Origin of the sequence: Yinghuangia sp. YIM S09857, assembly GCF_051388915.1 — a bacterium.
Lineage (GTDB): Bacteria > Actinomycetota > Actinomycetes > Streptomycetales > Streptomycetaceae > Yinghuangia.
The window spans coordinates 270,242-287,048 of the sequence record NZ_JBPKBH010000006.1; the positions used below are offsets into that span (position 1 = coordinate 270,242).

Below are 16,807 nucleotides of genomic sequence, written 5' to 3' on the forward strand. Positions count from 1 at the left end.
TGGCGAGCACTCCCTCGATGTACCGGGGGCCCGGGCCCCCGGTCCTCCTCGGGGCTGCGAGGAGAGACCGAGAGCCCGGACGGGCGAAGTGCTACTGCTTGCTCAGGAGTTCGCTGATCTTCCCGTTGGCGTCGCCGAGCAGCTTGGCGATGTCCGCGTCCTTCTTGGTGAGCACGCTGGAGACCACGCCGTCGAGCACCGAGTAGATCTGCTGGGCCTGCGGCGGCTCGGCGATCTCCGGGATCTTGCCGGACGCGTCGACGAAGGCCTGGTAGTTGCCCACCGGGAGGGTGGCGTTCTGCGCCTTGAGGTCGGCGTTCGACTTGGCGGCCGCGCCCGTCCAGATGGCCGGCTCGGGGAGGCCGACGGGCTCCTTGTCCTGCCTGCCGCGCGCCCAGTCGTTCAGGCCCTTGCCGGGGGTGAGCGCGAGGAACTCAAGCCACTTCAGGCCCGCTTCGATCTGCTCCGGCGTGCACTTCTTGTTGAACATGTAGCCGTCGCCGCCGGCCAGCGTGCCCTTGCCGTCCGGCATCGGGGCCAGGCCGACGTCCGCCAGCTTGCCGCCGAACTCGTTCACGATCTGGGTGACGTTGTCGGGCGCCGCGATGTACATGCCCAGGCGGCCGCTGCCCATCATCTGCTGCACGTCGTTGATGGTCAGCAACTGCTTGCTGCCCATGCTGTCGTCGGTCCAGCGCATGTCGTGCAGGGTCTGGAGGACGGCCCTGCCCTCAGGGGTGTCGACGGTCGCTGTCCTGCCGTCGGCGGAGACGGCCGCGCCGCCGCGCGAGTAGAGCTCGGCGACGAAGTGCCAGCCGCCCTGGTTGCTCGCGCTGTAGTCGGCGTAACCGATGTTGCCGCCGCCGCTGTCCGCGATCTTCTTTGCGGCGGCCCGGACTTCGTCCCACGTCGTGGGCGGCTTGTCCGGGTCGAGCCCGGCCCTGGTGAACAGCGCGCGGTTGTAGATCAGGCCCATCGAATAGTTGGTACGCGGCACACCGAACGTCCTGCCGCTGCCGTCCTGGAAGAACTTCACCAGGTCGGGCCGGAGTTCCTTGTCCTTCACGATCTTGTCCATGTACTGCGTGATGTCCGCCGCGCCGCCGCGCGCCAGCACCGTCTGGACGTTCGTGTAGTTGACGTAGAACAGGTCCTCCATCTGGTTCCCGGCCAGCTTCGCCTCGAAGGTGGTCGGGTCCGAGCACGGGAACGCGTCCTTGGACTCGATCTTGATGTTCGGGTTGAGCTTCTCGAACGCCTCGACGTCCTGCTCCCACTGCTTGCGGTCCACCTCGGCGGTGCGCGGCGGCTTGCAGTTGACGGTGAGGGTCACCTTCTTGCCGCCCGAGTCGCCGGGGCCCGCCGTTCCCCCGGCGTCGGAGGCCTTGTCCCCCGAGTCGTCGTCGGAGCACGCGGCGCCGGTGAACAGCAGGCCGGCGGTGAGCACTATCGCGGAGGTTCTGCGGAGCCGGGTGGAGCTGCGCATGGGAATGGCCCTTCTGCCCGGGAAGTCGAACGAGGTCGGATACGCGGGCGAACCGGAAGGCCGTCCCTCCGGCTCGTGCGTGGCGCGGGCCACACTCAACCACGCCGGGCAGCAGGACTCAATATCTCGATGAGATTCCGCAAAAAACTGACAGTGGACGGAAGAACATCGATTACGCGGGTTCGGGGGCCGGGCCGGAGGACCGCCGCAGCACCAGCTCGGGCTCGAACAGCAGCTCGTCATGGGTCACCGGGCTCCCCGCGATCTCCGCCATCAGCATCTCGACGGCGGCTCGGCCCATCAGCTCGATGGGCTGGCGCACCGTGCTCAGCGGCGGATCGGTCGCGGCCATCAGTGCGGAGTCGTCGTACCCCACGACCGACACGTCGCCCGGCACCGCGCGGCCGAGGCGGCGGGCGGCGCGTACCGCCCCCAGGGCCAGGGGGTCGCTCGCGCACACGAGCGCGGTCATGCCGCGGTTGATGAGCCGCGTGGCGGCGGCCTGGCCGCCCTCGGAGGAGAACAGCGTGTGCTCGACACGGTCGTCCGGGATGCCGATCGCGGCCCGCGCGGCGGCCAGCTTGCGGTTGGACGGCACGTGGTCGGGCGGCCCGAGGATCAGCCCGATGCGGTCGTGGCCGAGGGCCTGGAGGTGCGCGATCGCCTGCTCGGCCGCGGCGGCGTCGTCGCAGCTCACGCGGGGGAAGTCGAGGTTCTCGACGGCCGCGTTGAGCAGTACGGTCGGCAGCCCGCGCTCGGCCAGCCGGTCGTAGTGGCCGTGCGGCGAGTCGGCCTGCGCGTACAGCCCGCCGAAGAAGATCACCCCGGAGACCGCCTGGTCGAGCAGCATCTCGACGTAGTCGGCCTCGCTCACCCCGCCCGCGGTCTGGGTGCACAGCACCGGCGTGAAGCCGCGCTGCGCGAGCGCGCCGACGACGATCTCGGCGAACGCGGGGAAGATCGGGTTCTGTAGTTCGGGCAGCACCAGGCCGACCAGGCGGGCGCGTTCGCCGCGCAGCTGGGTCGGCCTCTCGTAACCCATGACGTCCAGCGCGGTCAGCACCGCGGCCCGGGTCCCCTCCGAGACCCCGGGCTTTCCGTTGAGGACGCGACTGACCGTCGCCTCGCTCACTCCGACCTTCTTGGCAACCTCAGCAAGTCGACGCACCATGCCGCAAGAGTAATACCGATTGAGTCAATTTTTTGCGGTGATCCTGCAAATCATTTACAGGATGGTGGTCGGCGGACCCGGCGTCCTCTCCGTCTGCGTCACCGCCACCTACTGAACCACCCCCGTCCGCGGGCACACCCGGTGAAGACCCGAACCGCGCCGCGATCTGTGGACGCGCGGGGTTGGGGGGCGCGTTGGGCGGGGGTGTGCGGGGCGGTGGCGGGTGGCACGTGGCGTGGCGCCGGGGGGACGGTATCGGATCGGGGACGACGAAGCCGGGCACCCACCAACGCCCGACGTCGCCGTGGGCGCCGCCGGCAACGCGATCCCCGTCTGGGACGAAGACGCGGACGGCAGCGGCTACTTCAACATCGCCCGCAAGGTCCTCACCCCGACCGGCGGCGTCAAGGTCGCCCAGCCTCCGCGAACGTCTCCGGCGGCGGCCGACAGCGGCACCCCTCCGTCGTTGTCGCCTGGACCGCCGCCTCCGACACCTACGCCCAGGGCCTCAACCCCGACGGCAACACCACCGGCAGCCTCCCCCGACTTCGCGTCCACACGCAGACCACCGCCCGCCAGGGCGAACCCGCCCCGGCCGCGGACCCTGGGGCCAGACCACCCTCACCTACACCGACGACCACGACGGCAACACCTTCGACCAGGTCTACCTGGGCACCGGCCTCACCAACAGGACCTGGTGACGACAGCCAGCCCGCCGGCCGGGCCGCCGTCGAGCCGCCGCCGAGCCGCACGGCGTGTAGCCGACAGCCGTCGTCCCACAACACCCGATTCCGCAGCTTTTTCCGCGCCGCACGGCTGTTCGCAGCGGCTTGAAGACAGGGCCCCTAAGCTCCTTGGCCGCACTTCACCCAAGGAGGGATTGTTTTGGCCGGCCGCAAGCCGCAACTCCCTCCCGAGAGGTTCGACCCGGCGGACGTGACGCGCATCGGTCAGGGAGCCGAGGGATACGTGTGGCGGGTCCGCGACAAGAATCTCGGCCAGGACGTCGCGGTGAAGACCCTGAAGTTCGACGAGGCGTTGGGACCGGCGCACTACGACAAACTCAATTGGGAGTACCACCTCGCCTCGGCGGTCCAGAATCCCCACGTGGTGCGCATCCACGACAGCTCGCCCGTACAGAGCAGGGATCACGACGCTTTCCTGGCGATGGAGTTGGTGGGCGGCGGAACTCTCGCCCACAGAATGGGCGTCGGCGGGGCGCTTCCCCTGGACCGGGTCGCCAAAGTGGGGGCGGCGCTCGCCGACGCGCTGGCCGCGACGCACGAAAGCGGGATCCTGCACCGCGACGTGAAACCCGCGAATGTACTGCTCGGCCGCGACGGCGCGGTGAAGATGTCCGACTACGGCAATGCCGCGTTGGAGTTCGGCGACGGCCGCGGTACCTCGATCGCCGGCTCTCCCGGATACATGTCACCCGAAATGGCACGGGCGTTCGTGGCGCGGACGTACGGACTCCCGCCGAGCGGCGAACCGGTGAACACACGCCAGAACGACCTGTACGGCCTCGGCGTGGTCATGTACGAGATGATCTCGGGCGAACCGGCGTTCCGCGGCTTCGACCGTGAAGACAAAATGCTTGCGCAGTCCACCGAAGAACTGCCGCCGATCTCGGAGTTGGTCAGGGGCGTACCGCGAGATCTCGCGGGCGTCGTGACCGCGCTCACCGTGAACACCCCAGGCAGGAGGCCCGATTCCGCCGCGGAGGTCAGGGATGTGCTCGTGGAGCTCGCGCAGTCCCTGCCGACCGAGACGGTCGGCCGTGTCGGCCCGATCCTCGCTTTGCGGGAGCCGGGAGCCCTCGATCTCTCCCCGGCCGGGCCGTCCGGACGCGACGCGCCCTACACAGGCCCCGCACCGGTCGCATCGGCCTCGGCGGCACCGTCGGCCGCGTCCCGCGTGGCCTCAATGGGCATCACCGACCTGAGCAAGCTGCGCAGCCACCTGCAGGACGCCGACCCGTCCGTCGCGCGGTCCGGAGCCGACGCGTTCGCGCCGGGCCGGGCCCACGCCGCCGACCTGGACACACCCGCCGCACCCACCCCGGACGGGCCCACGTCGAGGGGCCGCGACCCCGACGGTCCCGCATGGGACCTCAGCCGGTCACTGGGCTGACCCGCACCAACGACCCGTGGCCGCCTTCCGGTTGGGAGGCGGCCACGGGTCGCGTGCAGCTTGCGGCGACGGGTGTCAGACGCGGCGGAAGATCAGGGCTCGCTTCACTTCCTGGATGGCCTTGGTGACCTCGATGCCGCGGGGGCAGGCGTCGGTGCAGTTGAAGGTCGTGCGGCAGCGCCAGACGCCTTCCTTTTCGTTGAGGATTTCGAGGCGCTGCTCGGCACCCTCGTCGCGGGAGTCGAAGATGAAGCGGTGCGCGTTGACGATGGCGGCCGGGCCGAAGTACTGGCCGTCGGTCCAGAAGACCGGGCAGGACGTCGTGCAGCAGGCGCACAGGATGCACTTGGTGGTGTCGTCGAAGCGCTCGCGGTCCTCGGGGGACTGGAGGCGTTCCCGGGTGGGCTCGTTGCCCGAGGTGATGAGGAACGGCATCACGTCGCGGAAGGACTGGAAGAAGGGCTCCATGTCCACGACGAGGTCCTTCTCGACCTCCAGGCCCTTGATCGCCTCGATGGTGATCGGCTTGGTGACGTCGAGGTCCTTGACCAGCGTCTTGCAGGCGAGGCGGTTGCGGCCGTTGATGCGCATGGCGTCCGAGCCGCAGATGCCGTGGGCGCAGGAGCGGCGGAACGTGAGCGAGCCGTCCTGCTCGCCCTTGACCTTGAGCATCGCGGTCAGGATGCGCTCGGTCGGGTCCGCCTCGACCTGGAAGTCCTGCCAGAACGGCACCGGGGGCTCGCCGTTCGGGCCGACCAGGTCCGGCAGGAAGCGGCGGATACGGAGGGTGATCGTGACCGGCGTGTGGTCGCGCGCGGGCTTCTGCGCGGGCGCAGCCGGGGTCTCGACAACGGCAGTCATCAGTACTTACGCTCCATCGGCTGGTAGCGGGTGACGACGACCGGCTTCCAGTCAAGCCGGATCGAGACGTCGCCGTCCGCGTCGACCTCGCGGTACGCCATCGTGTGCTTCATGTAGTTGGCGTCGTCGCGCGCCTGGAAGTCCTCGCGCGCGTGGCCGCCGCGCGACTCCTTGCGGTTGGCGGCGCCGACCACCAGGACCTCGGCGAGGTCGAGCAGGAAGCCGAGTTCGACGGCTTCGAGCAGGTCGGTGTTGAACCGCTTGCCCTTGTCCTGGATCGAGACGTTCTGATAGCGCTTCTGGAGCGCCTTGATGTCCGAGAGGGCCTGCTTCAGGGTCTCCTCGGTGCGGTAGACGCCCGCGTTGGCGTCCATCGTCTCCTGCATCTCCGACCGGATCTGCGCGACCCGCTCGGTGCCGTCGCTGTTCACGAGGCGGTCGAGCATGGCAACGACGTCGGCGGCCGGGTTCTCGGGCAGCTCGACGAAGTCGGCCGTGGCGGCGTACTTCGCGGCGGCGATGCCCGCGCGGCGGCCGAACACGTTGATGTCCAGCAGCGAGTTGGTGCCCAGGCGGTTCGAGCCGTGCACGGACACGCACGCGACCTCGCCGGCCGCGTACAGGCCGGGGACGACGGTCTCGTTGTCCGCCAGCACCTCCGCCTCGACGTTGGTCGGGACCCCGCCCATCGCGTAGTGCGCGGTCGGGTACACCGGCACCAGCTCGGTGGTCGGCTCGACGCCGAGGTACGTCCGCGCGAACTCCGTGATGTCCGGCAGCTTCTCCTCGATCTGCTCGGCCGGCAGGTGGGTCAGGTCGAGGTAGACGTAGTCCTTGTTGGGACCCGCGCCGCGGCCCTCCAGCACCTCCAGGACCATCGACCGGGCGACGATGTCGCGCGGCGCGAGGTCCTTGATGGTCGGGGCGTACCGCTCCATGAAGCGCTCGCCGTCCGCGTTGCGCAGGATGCCGCCCTCGCCGCGCGCGCCCTCGGTGAGCAGGATGCCCAGGCCCGCGAGGCCGGTCGGGTGGAACTGGTAGAACTCCATGTCCTCCAGCGGCAGTCCGCGGCGCCACGCGATGCCCATGCCGTCGCCGGTGAGGGTGTGCGCGTTGGAGGTGGTCTTGAAGACCTTGCCGAAGCCGCCGGTCGCGAAGATGACGGCCTTCGCCTGGAAGACGTGCACCTCGCCGGAGGCCAGCTCGTACGCGACGACGCCGGAGGTCGTCTTGTTGCCGTCCTCGTCGTCCACGAGCAGCAGGTCGAGGACGTAGAACTCGTTGAAGAACTCGACGTTCTGCTTGACGCAGTTCTGGAACAGCGTCTGGAGGATCATGTGGCCGGTGCGGTCCGCCGCGTAGCAGGACCGGCGTACCGCGGCCTTGCCGTGGTCGCGCGTGTGGCCGCCGAACCGGCGCTGGTCGATGCGGCCCTCGGGGGTCCGGGAGAACGGGAGGCCCATCTTCTCCAGGTCGAGGACGGCGTCGATCGCCTCCTTGCACATGATCTCCGCGGCGTCCTGGTCGGTGAGGTAGTCACCGCCCTTGACCGTGTCGAAGGTGTGCCACTCCCAGTTGTCCTCCTCGACGTTCGCGAGGGCGGCGCACATGCCGCCCTGGGCGGCGCCGGTGTGGGAGCGGGTCGGGTAGAGCTTGGTGAGAACGGCCGTACGGCTGTTCTTGCTCGCCTCCAGGGCGGCACGCATGCCGGCGCCGCCCGCGCCGACGATGACGGTGTCGTACTTGTGGATCTGCATGACCTGTGTGTCCTCTGGTACCGATCTCCGCGGCCGCAAAAGGGGCGCGTTCGGGTGCGTTCGAGTGCGGTCCGTTGGCCGGCTACTGGCCGATGTTCGGGTCGAAGGTGAAGATCACCAGCGTGCCGGTGAAGAGCACGATCAGCGCCGACGCGTACAGCACGACCTTGAGCCAGAAGCGGGTCTGGTCGCGCTCCGCGTAGTCGTTGATGATCGTGCGCAGGCCGTTGACGCCGTGCAGCTCGGCGAGCCACAGCATGATCAGGTCCCACGCCTGCCAGAACGGGTTGGCCCAGCGGCCCGCGACGAAGGCGAAGCCGATGCGCGACACGCCGCCGTCGATCACCAGTTGGATGATCAGGTGGCCGATGACGAGGACGACCAGCAGGATGCCGGACAGCCGCATGAACAGCCAGCTGTACAGCTCGAAGTTGGTCCGGGTGGAGCGCGGCGAGCGCTTGGAGCGGGGGGCTTCGATGGACGGGCCGCCGCCGCTGATCTTGGGGGCGTTCTCGATCAGTGCCATCTGGATCAGCTCCCGAAGATCTCGCGCAGCGTGTGCTCAAGGATCGGGTAGAACCCGCCCGCCATGAGCACGACCCACAGGCCGACGACACCCCAGAACATCTGCTTCTGGTAGCGGGGGCCCTTCTCCCAGAAGTCGACGGCCACGATGCGCAGGCCGTTGAGCGCGTGGAAGAGGACGGCGCCCACGAGGCCGTACTCCATGACGTTGACGAACGGGTTCTTGTAGATCTCGATCGTCTCGTCGTACGCCTCGGGCGAGACCCGCACGAGCGCGGTGTCGATGACATGGGCGAACAGGAAGAAGAAGATGAGGACGCCGGTGACTCGATGAGCCACCCAGGACCACATGCCTTCCCGGCCGCGGTAGAGCGTTCCAGCCGGCACGGAAACTACCCTCCGGATGCGGTAGACGGGGCTCGGCCGGCAAGCCGTCGGTCGGCCCGGCCGGGTACCTTCCTCCGGCCCCGGCCATGTTAGCCATCGAAATCACCGGCTCCCGCCCGGGGGCGCGTGATGTGATCGATTCCGCACGCCGACGGGAACCAAACGGGTGACACTTCGCGTTCTACGGCCTTTCCGATAACCCGATGTGACGTAGCGTCACCTGCGGGTGCCGGCGGCCGACCCCGACCGCCGCCCCGAGCCGTCCGCGTGCCGCCACCCACCCTGTCCTTGTCGCAGTCAAAGAAATTCGCGACTGATGTCACACCGAGGCCGTGTATCGATCTCCGGGCGCGGTCCCTACGATGCGTGAACATGACGGAGGCTACTGTCGACGGCGGCACGTCTACCGGTCCCACCTTTGCCTCGCAGTTCCCGCAGCCCACGCGTGAACAGTGGCAGGGCCTGGTGGCCGGCGTGCTCCGCAAGTCGAGGGTGATCGGTGCGGACGACGCACCCGACAACCCTGAGGATCTGCTCGCGACCACCACCTACGACGGCATCAGGCTGGCCCCTCTCTACACGGCCGACGACGCCTCGCCCGGATCCGGCGTCCCCGGACTCCCTTCCTATGTACGAGGCTCCCGCGCGGCGGGCGGCTCCGTCGACGGATGGGACGTACGCCAGCTCCACAACGACCCCGACCCGGCCCGCACCGCCGAAGCCGTGCTCGCGGACCTGGAGAACGGCGTCTCCTCCGTCTTCCTGGAGACCGGCGCACCCGGCAGCGGCGCCCTCGACCCCGCCGCCCTGCCCGCCGTGCTGGCCGGCGTCCTCCTCGACCTCGCCCCGGTCGCCCTCGACCCCGGCCCCGACTTCGTCCCCGCCGCCGACGCCCTCCTCGCGGTCTTCCGCGACCGGGGCGTCGCCCCCGCGGAGGTGCGCGGCAACCTCGGCGCCGACCCCGTCACCGCGCACGCCCGCACCGGCACCGCCCCGGGACCCGGCCGGGACCTGGCCGCCGCCGCCGGGCTCGCGGTCCGCGCGCACGCCGAGTTCCCGCACCTCCAGGCCATCGCCGTGGACGGCCAGCCGTACCACGAGGCCGGTGCCTCCGAGGGCCAGGAGCTGGGTGCGGCCACCGCCGCCGGTGTCGCCTACCTGCGTGCGCTCACCGAAGCCGGCCTCGACGTCGACACCGCCCTCGGCCTCGTCGAGTTCCGCTTCGCGGCCACCGCCGACCAGTTCCTCACCATCGCCAAGCTGCGCGCCGCCCGCCGCATCTGGGCGCGCGTCGCCCAGGCCTCCGGCGCCTCGCCCGCCGCGGGCGCGCAGAAGCAGCACGCGGTCACCTCGTGGTCGATGGCCACCCGCCGCGACCCGTGGGTCAACATGCTGCGCACCACGGTCGCGGCCTTCGCCGCCGGAGTCGGCGGCGCCGACGCGGTGACCGTACGCCCGTTCGACGCCGCACTCGGCCTGCCGGACGCCTTCGCGCGCCGCATCGCCCGCAACACGCAGTCGCTGCTCTTGGAGGAGTCGCACCTCGCCCAGGTCATCGACCCCGCGGGCGGCTCCTGGTACGTCGAGAAGCTGACCGACGAACTCGCGCACGCCGCCTGGGCGTTCTTCCAGGACATCGAACGCGCCGGCGGCATCGCCGCGGCCCTGGACTCCGGCCTGGTCGCGGAGCGCGTCGCCGAGGTGCGCGCGGCGCGCGAGAAGGCCGTCGCCACCCGCAAGGATCCGCTCACCGGCGTCAGCGAGTTCCCGGACCTGACCGAGGACGCGGTCATCCGCGAGCCCGGCCCTGCCCTGCCCGGCGGCGGTTTGCCGCGGGTGCGGTACGCCGAGGGCTTCGAGGCCCTGCGCGACCGCTCGGACGACATCTACCTGGCCACCGACGCCCGCCCGGTCGTTTTCCTGGCCACCCTCGGCCCGGTCGCCCAGCACACCGCCCGCGCCCAGTTCGCCCGCAACCTGTTCGCCGCGGGCGGCGTCGACGCGGTCGAGGCGGGAGCCACGGAGACCGCGGACGAGGTCGTGGAGGCGTACCGCGCGGCCGGATCGCCCCCGGTGGCCTGCCTGGCGTCCAGCGACAAGATCTACGAGAGCCGCGCCGCGGACACCGTCGCGCGCCTGCACGAGGCCGGGGCCGAGCAGGTCCTCCTCGCCGGTGCCGCCAAGAAGTGGGCCGAAACGAACGCCGACGGGTACGTATATGTCGGGTGCGACGCACTCGCGGTCCTGAACCAGGCGTACTCGATCATCGCGGGAGCGAACCGATGACCATTCCCGACTTCACGGGCATCGGCCTCGGCACCCCCGAGGCCGCCGACGCCGAGGCGTGGGTCGCCGCGGTCGCCGAGGCCACCGGCAAGGACGCGGCCGAGCTGACCCGTGACACGCCCGAGGGCATCCCGGTCAAGGCGCTGTACACCGAACGGGACACCGAGGGCCTGGACTTCCTCGGCACCTACCCGGGCATCACGCCGTACCTGCGCGGGCCGTACCCGACCATGTACGTCAACCAGCCCTGGACCATCCGGCAGTACGCGGGCTTCTCCACCGCCGAGGCCTCCAACGCCTTCTACCGCCGCAACCTCGCGGCCGGCCAGAAGGGCCTGTCGATCGCCTTCGACCTGGCCACCCACCGCGGCTACGACTCCGACCACCCGCGCGTCGCGGGCGACGTCGGCATGGCCGGCGTGGCGATCGACTCGATCTACGACATGCGGCAGTTGTTCGACGGCATCCCGCTGGACCAGATGTCGGTGTCGATGACGATGAACGGCGCGGTGCTGCCGATTCTCGCGCTCTACATCGTCGCGGCGGAGGAGCAGGGGGTGAAACCGGAGCAGCTCGCGGGGACGATCCAGAACGACATCCTCAAGGAGTTCATGGTCCGGAACACCTACATCTACCCGCCGAAGCCGTCGATGCGGATCATCTCCGACATCTTCTCGTACACCTCGCAGAAGATGCCGAAGTTCAACTCCATCTCGATCTCCGGCTACCACATCCAGGAGGCCGGGGCCACGGCCGACCTGGAGCTGGCGTACACCCTCGCGGACGGCCTGGAGTACCTGAAGGCCGGCATGGACGCGGGCATGGACGTCGACGCGTTCGCGCCGCGCCTGTCGTTCTTCTGGGCCATCGGGATGAACTTCTTCATGGAGATCGCCAAGATGCGCGCGGCCCGCCTCATCTGGGCGGACCTCGTACAGGGCGTCGGCGCGAAGAACCCCAAGTCGCTGTCGCTGCGCACCCACTCGCAGACCTCCGGCTGGTCGCTGACCGCGCAGGACGTCTTCAACAACGTGGTGCGCACGTGCGTCGAGGCGATGGCGTCGACACAGGGCCACACGCAGTCGCTGCACACCAACGCGCTCGACGAGGCGCTGGCGCTGCCGACCGACTTCTCGGCCCGCATCGCGCGCAACACGCAGCTGATGCTCCAGCAGGAGTCGGGCACCTGCAACGTGATCGACCCGTGGGGCGGCAGCGCGTACGTCGAACGCCTCACGTACGACCTGGCCATGCGCGCCCGCGAGCACCTCGCCGAGATCGAGAAGGCCGGGGGCATGGCCGCCGCGATCGACGCGGGCATCCCCAAGCTCCGCATCGAGGAGGCCGCGGCGCGCACCCAGGCCCGGATCGACTCGGGCCGCCAGCCGCTCATCGGCGTCAACAAGTACCACGTCGACAACGACCAGCCGATCGACGTGCTCAAGGTCGACAACGCGCAGGTGCGCGCCGACCAGATCGCGAAGCTGGAGCGGCTGCGCGCCGAGCGCGACGGCGCCGAGGTGGAACGCGTGCTCGCCGCGCTCGCCGGCGCCGCCGAGGCCGACCTCGCGGGGGAGCGGCCGAACGACCTGGAGCACAACCTGCTGAAGCTCGCCGTGGACGCGGCGCGGGCGAAGGCCACGGTGGGGGAGATCTCCGACGCGCTGGAGAAGGCGTACGGTCGGCACCAGGCGACGATCCGCACGCTCACCGGCGTGTACCGCGAGGAGGTGGGGGCCACGGGCAACGTCGAGCGGGTCCGCACGCTGGTCGAGGAGTTCGAGCGCGAGGAGGGCCGCCGCCCGCGCATCCTGGTCGCCAAGATGGGCCAGGACGGGCACGACCGCGGCCAGAAGGTGATCTCCACCGCGTTCGCCGACCTCGGCTTCGACGTCGACGTGGGCGCGCTGTTCCAGACGCCGGAGGAGGTGGCCCGCCAGGCCGTCGAGGCCGACGTGCACGTGGTCGGCGTCTCCTCCCTCGCGGCCGGCCACCTGACGCTGGTGCCGGCCCTGCGCGAGGAGCTGGCGAAGCTCGACGCGGGCGAGATCATGGTCGTGGTCGGCGGCGTCATCCCGCCGTCCGACGTGCAGCCGCTGCTCGACATGGGCGCCGCCGCGGTCTTCCCGCCCGGCACCGTCATCTCGGACGCCGCGGTGGACCTGCTCAAGCGCCTGTACGACCAGCTCGGCCACGAGCCGCCCGCCGCGATCTCCACCGCATCGGAGTGACGTGGCACGTCGTGTGATCGATGTCGGCCGGTACGCCGAAGGCGTGCTGGCCGGCAACCGCACCGTCCTGGCCCGCGCGGTCACCCTGGTGGAGTCCACCCGGGCCGACCACCGCGACCTGGCCCAGGAGTTGCTGGTCAAGCTGCTGCCGCACGCCGGAGGCGCCCACCGGGTGGGTATCACCGGCGTGCCGGGCGTCGGCAAGTCCACCTTCATCGAGTCTCTCGGCACCAGGCTGACCACCGCCGGGCACCGGGTGGCGGTGCTCGCCGTCGACCCGTCGTCGACGCGGACCGGCGGCAGCATCCTCGGCGACAAGACGCGCATGGGGAAACTCGCCGTCGACCCGGCCGCGTTCGTCCGCCCGTCGCCGACCGCCGGGACGCTCGGCGGCGTCGCGCGCGCCACGCGCGAGTCGATCGTGCTCATGGAGGCCGCGGGCTACGACGTCGTGCTGGTCGAGACGGTCGGCGTCGGGCAGTCCGAGGTGACGGTCGCCAACATGGTCGACTGCTTCCTCTTCCTGACCCTCGCGCGGACCGGGGACCAGCTTCAGGGCATCAAGAAGGGCGTCCTGGAGATGGCGGACATCGTGGCGGTCAACAAGGCCGACGGCGACTACGCACAGTCAGCGAAGGCCGCTGCGCGCGAACTCCAGGGCGCTCTGCGGCTGATGAGGCGATCCGGCGAACTGTGGTACACGCCGGTGCTCACCTGCTCAGGATTGACCGGATCCGGCCTGGACGAACTGTGGGACACGGTCCTGAAGCACCGTCAGACCCTGGAGTCGGCAGGGCGGCTCGCGGAGTTGAGGCGCCGTCAGCAGGTGGACTGGACCTGGGCCGCCGTGCACGACTCGCTGTTGGCCGAGCTGCGGGCAAACCCCGAGGTCAAGAGCCTGGTACCGGGTCTCGAACGGCAGGTCAGGGACGGCGAGATCACCGCGACGCTCGCCGCCGCGCGCATCCTGGACGCCTTCCGGGGCCGGGGCGAAGGCGAAGACTGACCGTACGGTTGGCTCCTGACGGGGCGTCAGCCAAGTGGGCGTAGAGGCATACCCCCACTGGCCCTGGGTCATGCGCCACGGAGGGCAGTTTTCCTCACACTAACGGGGGTAATTCGCCGTCTCCCCCGTCGCGGGTACCGCGGCAACGTACCCTTGCAGGGGTGAGCGCATCCCAGCCCGAAGGCGCCGAGGGCGCAGTTTCGGCCGCATCCTCCCGCCTCGCCGCCTATGCCGACGAGCTCGTGGCCATTCGCCGCGACCTGCACATGCATCCTGAGCTGGGACGGGAGGAGTTCCGCACCACCGCGCTGATCCACGACCGCCTGGCGGCCGCCGGTCTGACGCCCCGTCTGCTCCCCGGCACCGGTGTCGTATGCGACATCCCGGCCTCGCCGGGCGCGGCCGACGGGCGCGGCCTCATCGCCTTCCGCGGCGACATCGACGCGCTTCCGGTCGAGGACGCGAAGGACGTCCCGTACCGCTCCACCGTGCCCGGCCGCGCCCACGCGTGCGGCCACGACGTGCACACCACGGTCACGCTCGGCACCGGCCTTGTGCTCGCCGACCTCTCGCGCGACGGCATGCTGGCGCGTCCGGTGCGGCTGATCTTCCAGCCCGCCGAGGAGAAGCTGCCCGGCGGCGCGCTGGACGTCATCAAGGCCGGCGGCCTGGAGGGCGTCGAGGAGATCCACGCGGTGCACTGCGACCCGCGCGTGGAGGTCGGACGCGTGGCGCTGCGGGTCGGCGCGATCACCTCGGCGTGCGACCGCCTCATCATCACACTGGGCGGCCCCGGCGGGCACACCGCGCGCCCGCACCAGTCCACCGACCTGGTGACCGCGCTCGCGAAGATGGCCGGGGAGCTGCCCTCGGCGCTCGCCCGGCGCATCGACCCGCGCTCCGGCGTCAGCATCGTGTGGGGCCGCATCAACGCAGGTGCGGCGCCGAACGTCATCCCGCAGCGCGGCGAACTGGACGGCACGCTGCGCTGCCTGGACATCGAGGCATGGCGGCAGGCCCCCGACCTGATCCAGGAGCTGGTCGACACCATCGCCTCGACGTACGGCGCGAAGTGGGAGCTGGAGCACCACCGCGGCGTGCCCCCGGTGGTCAACGACGCCGACGCGGTCGCGGCGGCGCGTACGGTGGCGACCGGATTTCTCGGTGCCGCCTCCGTGGAGGTGACCGAACAGAGCCTCGGAGGCGAGGACTTCTCGTGGTTCCTGGAGGACGTCCCGGGGCAGTTGACCCGGCTCGGCGTGCGCCCGGTGGGGGAGGCTCCGTACGACCTGCACCAGGGCCGCTTCGACGTCGACGAGCAGGCGATCGGGGTCGGTGTGCGGCTCTTCGTCGGGCTCGCGCTGCGGCCGCACCGGTAGTCCCCGGCATCCGGCCCGGCGCCTCGCGTACGGGGCCGTAGGGACAGCCGCCGCACACCCGTATGGGCGCTCTGACCAGGTAATACGTAGTACCCGCGATAACGACCCGGACACGAATCAGGCCCCGCACCGACAGGTGCGGGGCCTTGCTTTTACCGAGGGCCGCGACGGGGAAACCGTGGAGCCGTGAGACCTGGCCCGACCGCGGGTTCCGGTCATCCGCTTGGCTCACCAGATCGTGTCCAAGCGGTGATCTGACCCGTATGTCAGAGATATTGATTTTGTATGTATGCTCAGCGGCGGTTCGGATGTCTACGCGCGTACACGGCGCATTCTACTCGCGTTGAACGCAGCGTGTCAGCCAACCGCCACCACAGGTCTTGCCAGATGTTCAGCGGATTTCACGCCTGGTTGGGCGTGCATCGGAAGGAGACACCCCGTGCGCCGGGTATCCAAGGTCGCCGTGGTCGCGGTCACCGGGGCTCTCGCCCTCACCGCGTCCGCTTGTGGCGACAAGCCGAAGGACGATGACAAGGGCTCGACCGCGAGCGGTTCGCCGTCCGCGGGCGGCGCCGGGGGGGCCACCAGCGCCGCCGACTTCAAGGCGTGCATGGTCACCGACCAGGGCGGCGTCGACGACCGCTCGTTCAACGCCGCGGCGTGGGCCGGCCTGAACCAGGCCAAGGACCAACTCGGCATGCAGATCAAGAAGGTCGACTCCAAGACGGAGAACGACTACGTGCCGAACATCGACAGCCTCGTCGCCGACAAGTGCGACGTCGTCGTGGCGGTCGGCGGCCTGATGGCCAAGGCGACCAGCGAGGCGGCGAAGAACAACCCGAACCAGAAGTTCATCATCGTCGACTCCAGCAGCGTCGAGCCGAACATCAAGGGCCTGGAGTACAACACCGCCCAGGCGGCGTTCATGGGCGGCTACCTCGCCGCCGCGCAGACCAAGACCGGCAAGGTGGCGACGTTCGGGGGCATGAAGATCCCGCCGGTCACCATCTACATGGACGGCTTCGTCGAGGGCGTCAACTACTACAACCAGCAGAAGGGCAAGTCCGTCCAGGTCCTCGGCTGGGACGAGGCCAAGCAGGACGGCTCGATCGCCGGCAAGTTCGACTCGCCCGGCGACGGCGAGCGCATCGCGAACGACTTCATCAACCAGGGTGCGGACATCATCCACCCGGTGGCGGGCCAGACCGGCCTGGGCGCGGCCTCGAAGGCCAAGCAGTCCGGCAAGGCCAGCATCATCTGGGTCGACGTGGACGGCTACGAGAGCACGAACGACAAGGAAGTCATGCTCTCGACGGTCACCAAGTCCATGAAGGACTCGGTGTTCCTGGCGCTCAAGGAAGCCGCCGCGGGCCAGTACACCACCAAGCCTTACCTCGGCACGCTGGAGAACGACGGCGTCGGCCTCGCGCCGTTCCACGACTTCGACTCGCAGGTCTCCGCCGAGACCAAGGCCGAGCTGGAGAAGATCAAGGCCGACATCATCGCCGGCACCATCAAGATCACCTCGCCGAGCCAGCCCAAGAGCTGACCCCGCGGCCGGGTGTCGCGGACCCGTGGGTCCGCG

At 70.0% G+C, this 16,807-nt stretch carries 12 protein-coding genes; 6 read left to right on the forward strand and 6 right to left on the reverse strand.

Annotation, left to right across the window (positions count from 1 at the left end):
• Positions 1-91 precede the first annotated feature (91 nt).
• Positions 92-1,486, reverse strand: a complete 1,395-nt coding sequence (locus ACRX5S_RS15105) for an ABC transporter substrate-binding protein (RefSeq protein WP_436773416.1) — start codon at positions 1,484-1,486, stop codon at positions 92-94.
• A gap of 172 nt (positions 1,487-1,658) precedes the next feature.
• Positions 1,659-2,657 carry a LacI family DNA-binding transcriptional regulator gene (locus ACRX5S_RS15110; RefSeq protein ID WP_436773417.1) on the reverse strand — a complete coding sequence of 333 codons (999 nt, stop codon included), beginning with the start codon at positions 2,655-2,657 and terminating at the stop codon, positions 1,659-1,661.
• An 885-nt stretch (positions 2,658-3,542) separates the two neighbouring features.
• On the opposite strand from ACRX5S_RS15110, the gene ACRX5S_RS15115 reads away from it, so the two are divergent.
• Positions 3,543-4,790: a serine/threonine-protein kinase gene (locus ACRX5S_RS15115; RefSeq protein WP_436773418.1), complete on the forward strand. Its 1,248-nt coding sequence runs from the start codon at positions 3,543-3,545 to the stop codon at positions 4,788-4,790.
• Positions 4,791-4,865: 75 nt separating this feature from the next.
• Here the strand turns inward: ACRX5S_RS15115 and ACRX5S_RS15120 are convergent, their stop codons facing one another.
• The 4 genes from ACRX5S_RS15120 to sdhC form a co-directional block, all read right to left on the reverse strand.
• Positions 4,866-5,651 (reverse strand): succinate dehydrogenase iron-sulfur subunit, encoded by a 786-nt coding sequence (locus tag ACRX5S_RS15120; RefSeq protein WP_436773419.1) that lies wholly within the window; start codon positions 5,649-5,651, stop codon positions 4,866-4,868.
• The gene (gene sdhA, locus ACRX5S_RS15125; RefSeq protein WP_436773420.1) at positions 5,651-7,408 is read right to left on the reverse strand and encodes a succinate dehydrogenase flavoprotein subunit; all 1,758 of its coding nucleotides are present in this window, start codon (positions 7,406-7,408) and stop codon (positions 5,651-5,653) included. The genes ACRX5S_RS15120 and sdhA overlap by 1 nt, the downstream gene beginning before the upstream one ends.
• An 82-nt stretch (positions 7,409-7,490) precedes the next feature.
• Positions 7,491-7,934 carry a succinate dehydrogenase hydrophobic membrane anchor subunit gene (locus ACRX5S_RS15130; protein ID WP_436773421.1) on the reverse strand — a complete coding sequence of 148 codons (444 nt, stop codon included), beginning with the start codon at positions 7,932-7,934 and terminating at the stop codon, positions 7,491-7,493.
• A gap of 5 nt (positions 7,935-7,939) precedes the next feature.
• Positions 7,940-8,320, reverse strand: a complete 381-nt coding sequence (sdhC, locus tag ACRX5S_RS15135) for a succinate dehydrogenase, cytochrome b556 subunit (RefSeq protein ID WP_436773422.1) — start codon at positions 8,318-8,320, stop codon at positions 7,940-7,942.
• Between the two features lie 372 nt (positions 8,321-8,692).
• On the opposite strand from sdhC, the gene ACRX5S_RS15140 reads away from it, so the two are divergent.
• The 5 genes from ACRX5S_RS15140 (at position 8,693) to ACRX5S_RS15160 (ending at position 16,771) form a co-directional block, all read left to right on the forward strand.
• Entirely contained in the window at positions 8,693-10,606 is a 1,914-nt protein-coding gene (locus tag ACRX5S_RS15140) for a methylmalonyl-CoA mutase family protein (RefSeq protein ID WP_436773423.1), read from the forward strand.
• Positions 10,603-12,837 carry a methylmalonyl-CoA mutase gene (gene scpA, locus ACRX5S_RS15145; RefSeq protein WP_436773424.1) on the forward strand — a complete coding sequence of 745 codons (2,235 nt, stop codon included), beginning with the start codon at positions 10,603-10,605 and terminating at the stop codon, positions 12,835-12,837. Before ACRX5S_RS15140 ends, scpA begins: the two co-directional genes overlap by 4 nt.
• A gap of 1 nt (position 12,838) precedes the next feature.
• Positions 12,839-13,843 carry a methylmalonyl Co-A mutase-associated GTPase MeaB gene (meaB, locus tag ACRX5S_RS15150; protein ID WP_436773425.1) on the forward strand — a complete coding sequence of 335 codons (1,005 nt, stop codon included), beginning with the start codon at positions 12,839-12,841 and terminating at the stop codon, positions 13,841-13,843.
• A gap of 161 nt (positions 13,844-14,004) precedes the next feature.
• Positions 14,005-15,222 carry an amidohydrolase gene (locus tag ACRX5S_RS15155; RefSeq protein ID WP_436773426.1) on the forward strand — a complete coding sequence of 406 codons (1,218 nt, stop codon included), beginning with the start codon at positions 14,005-14,007 and terminating at the stop codon, positions 15,220-15,222.
• A gap of 439 nt (positions 15,223-15,661) precedes the next feature.
• Positions 15,662-16,771: a BMP family lipoprotein gene (locus ACRX5S_RS15160; RefSeq protein ID WP_436773427.1), complete on the forward strand. Its 1,110-nt coding sequence runs from the start codon at positions 15,662-15,664 to the stop codon at positions 16,769-16,771.
• The last annotated feature ends 36 nt before the right edge of the window (positions 16,772-16,807 follow it).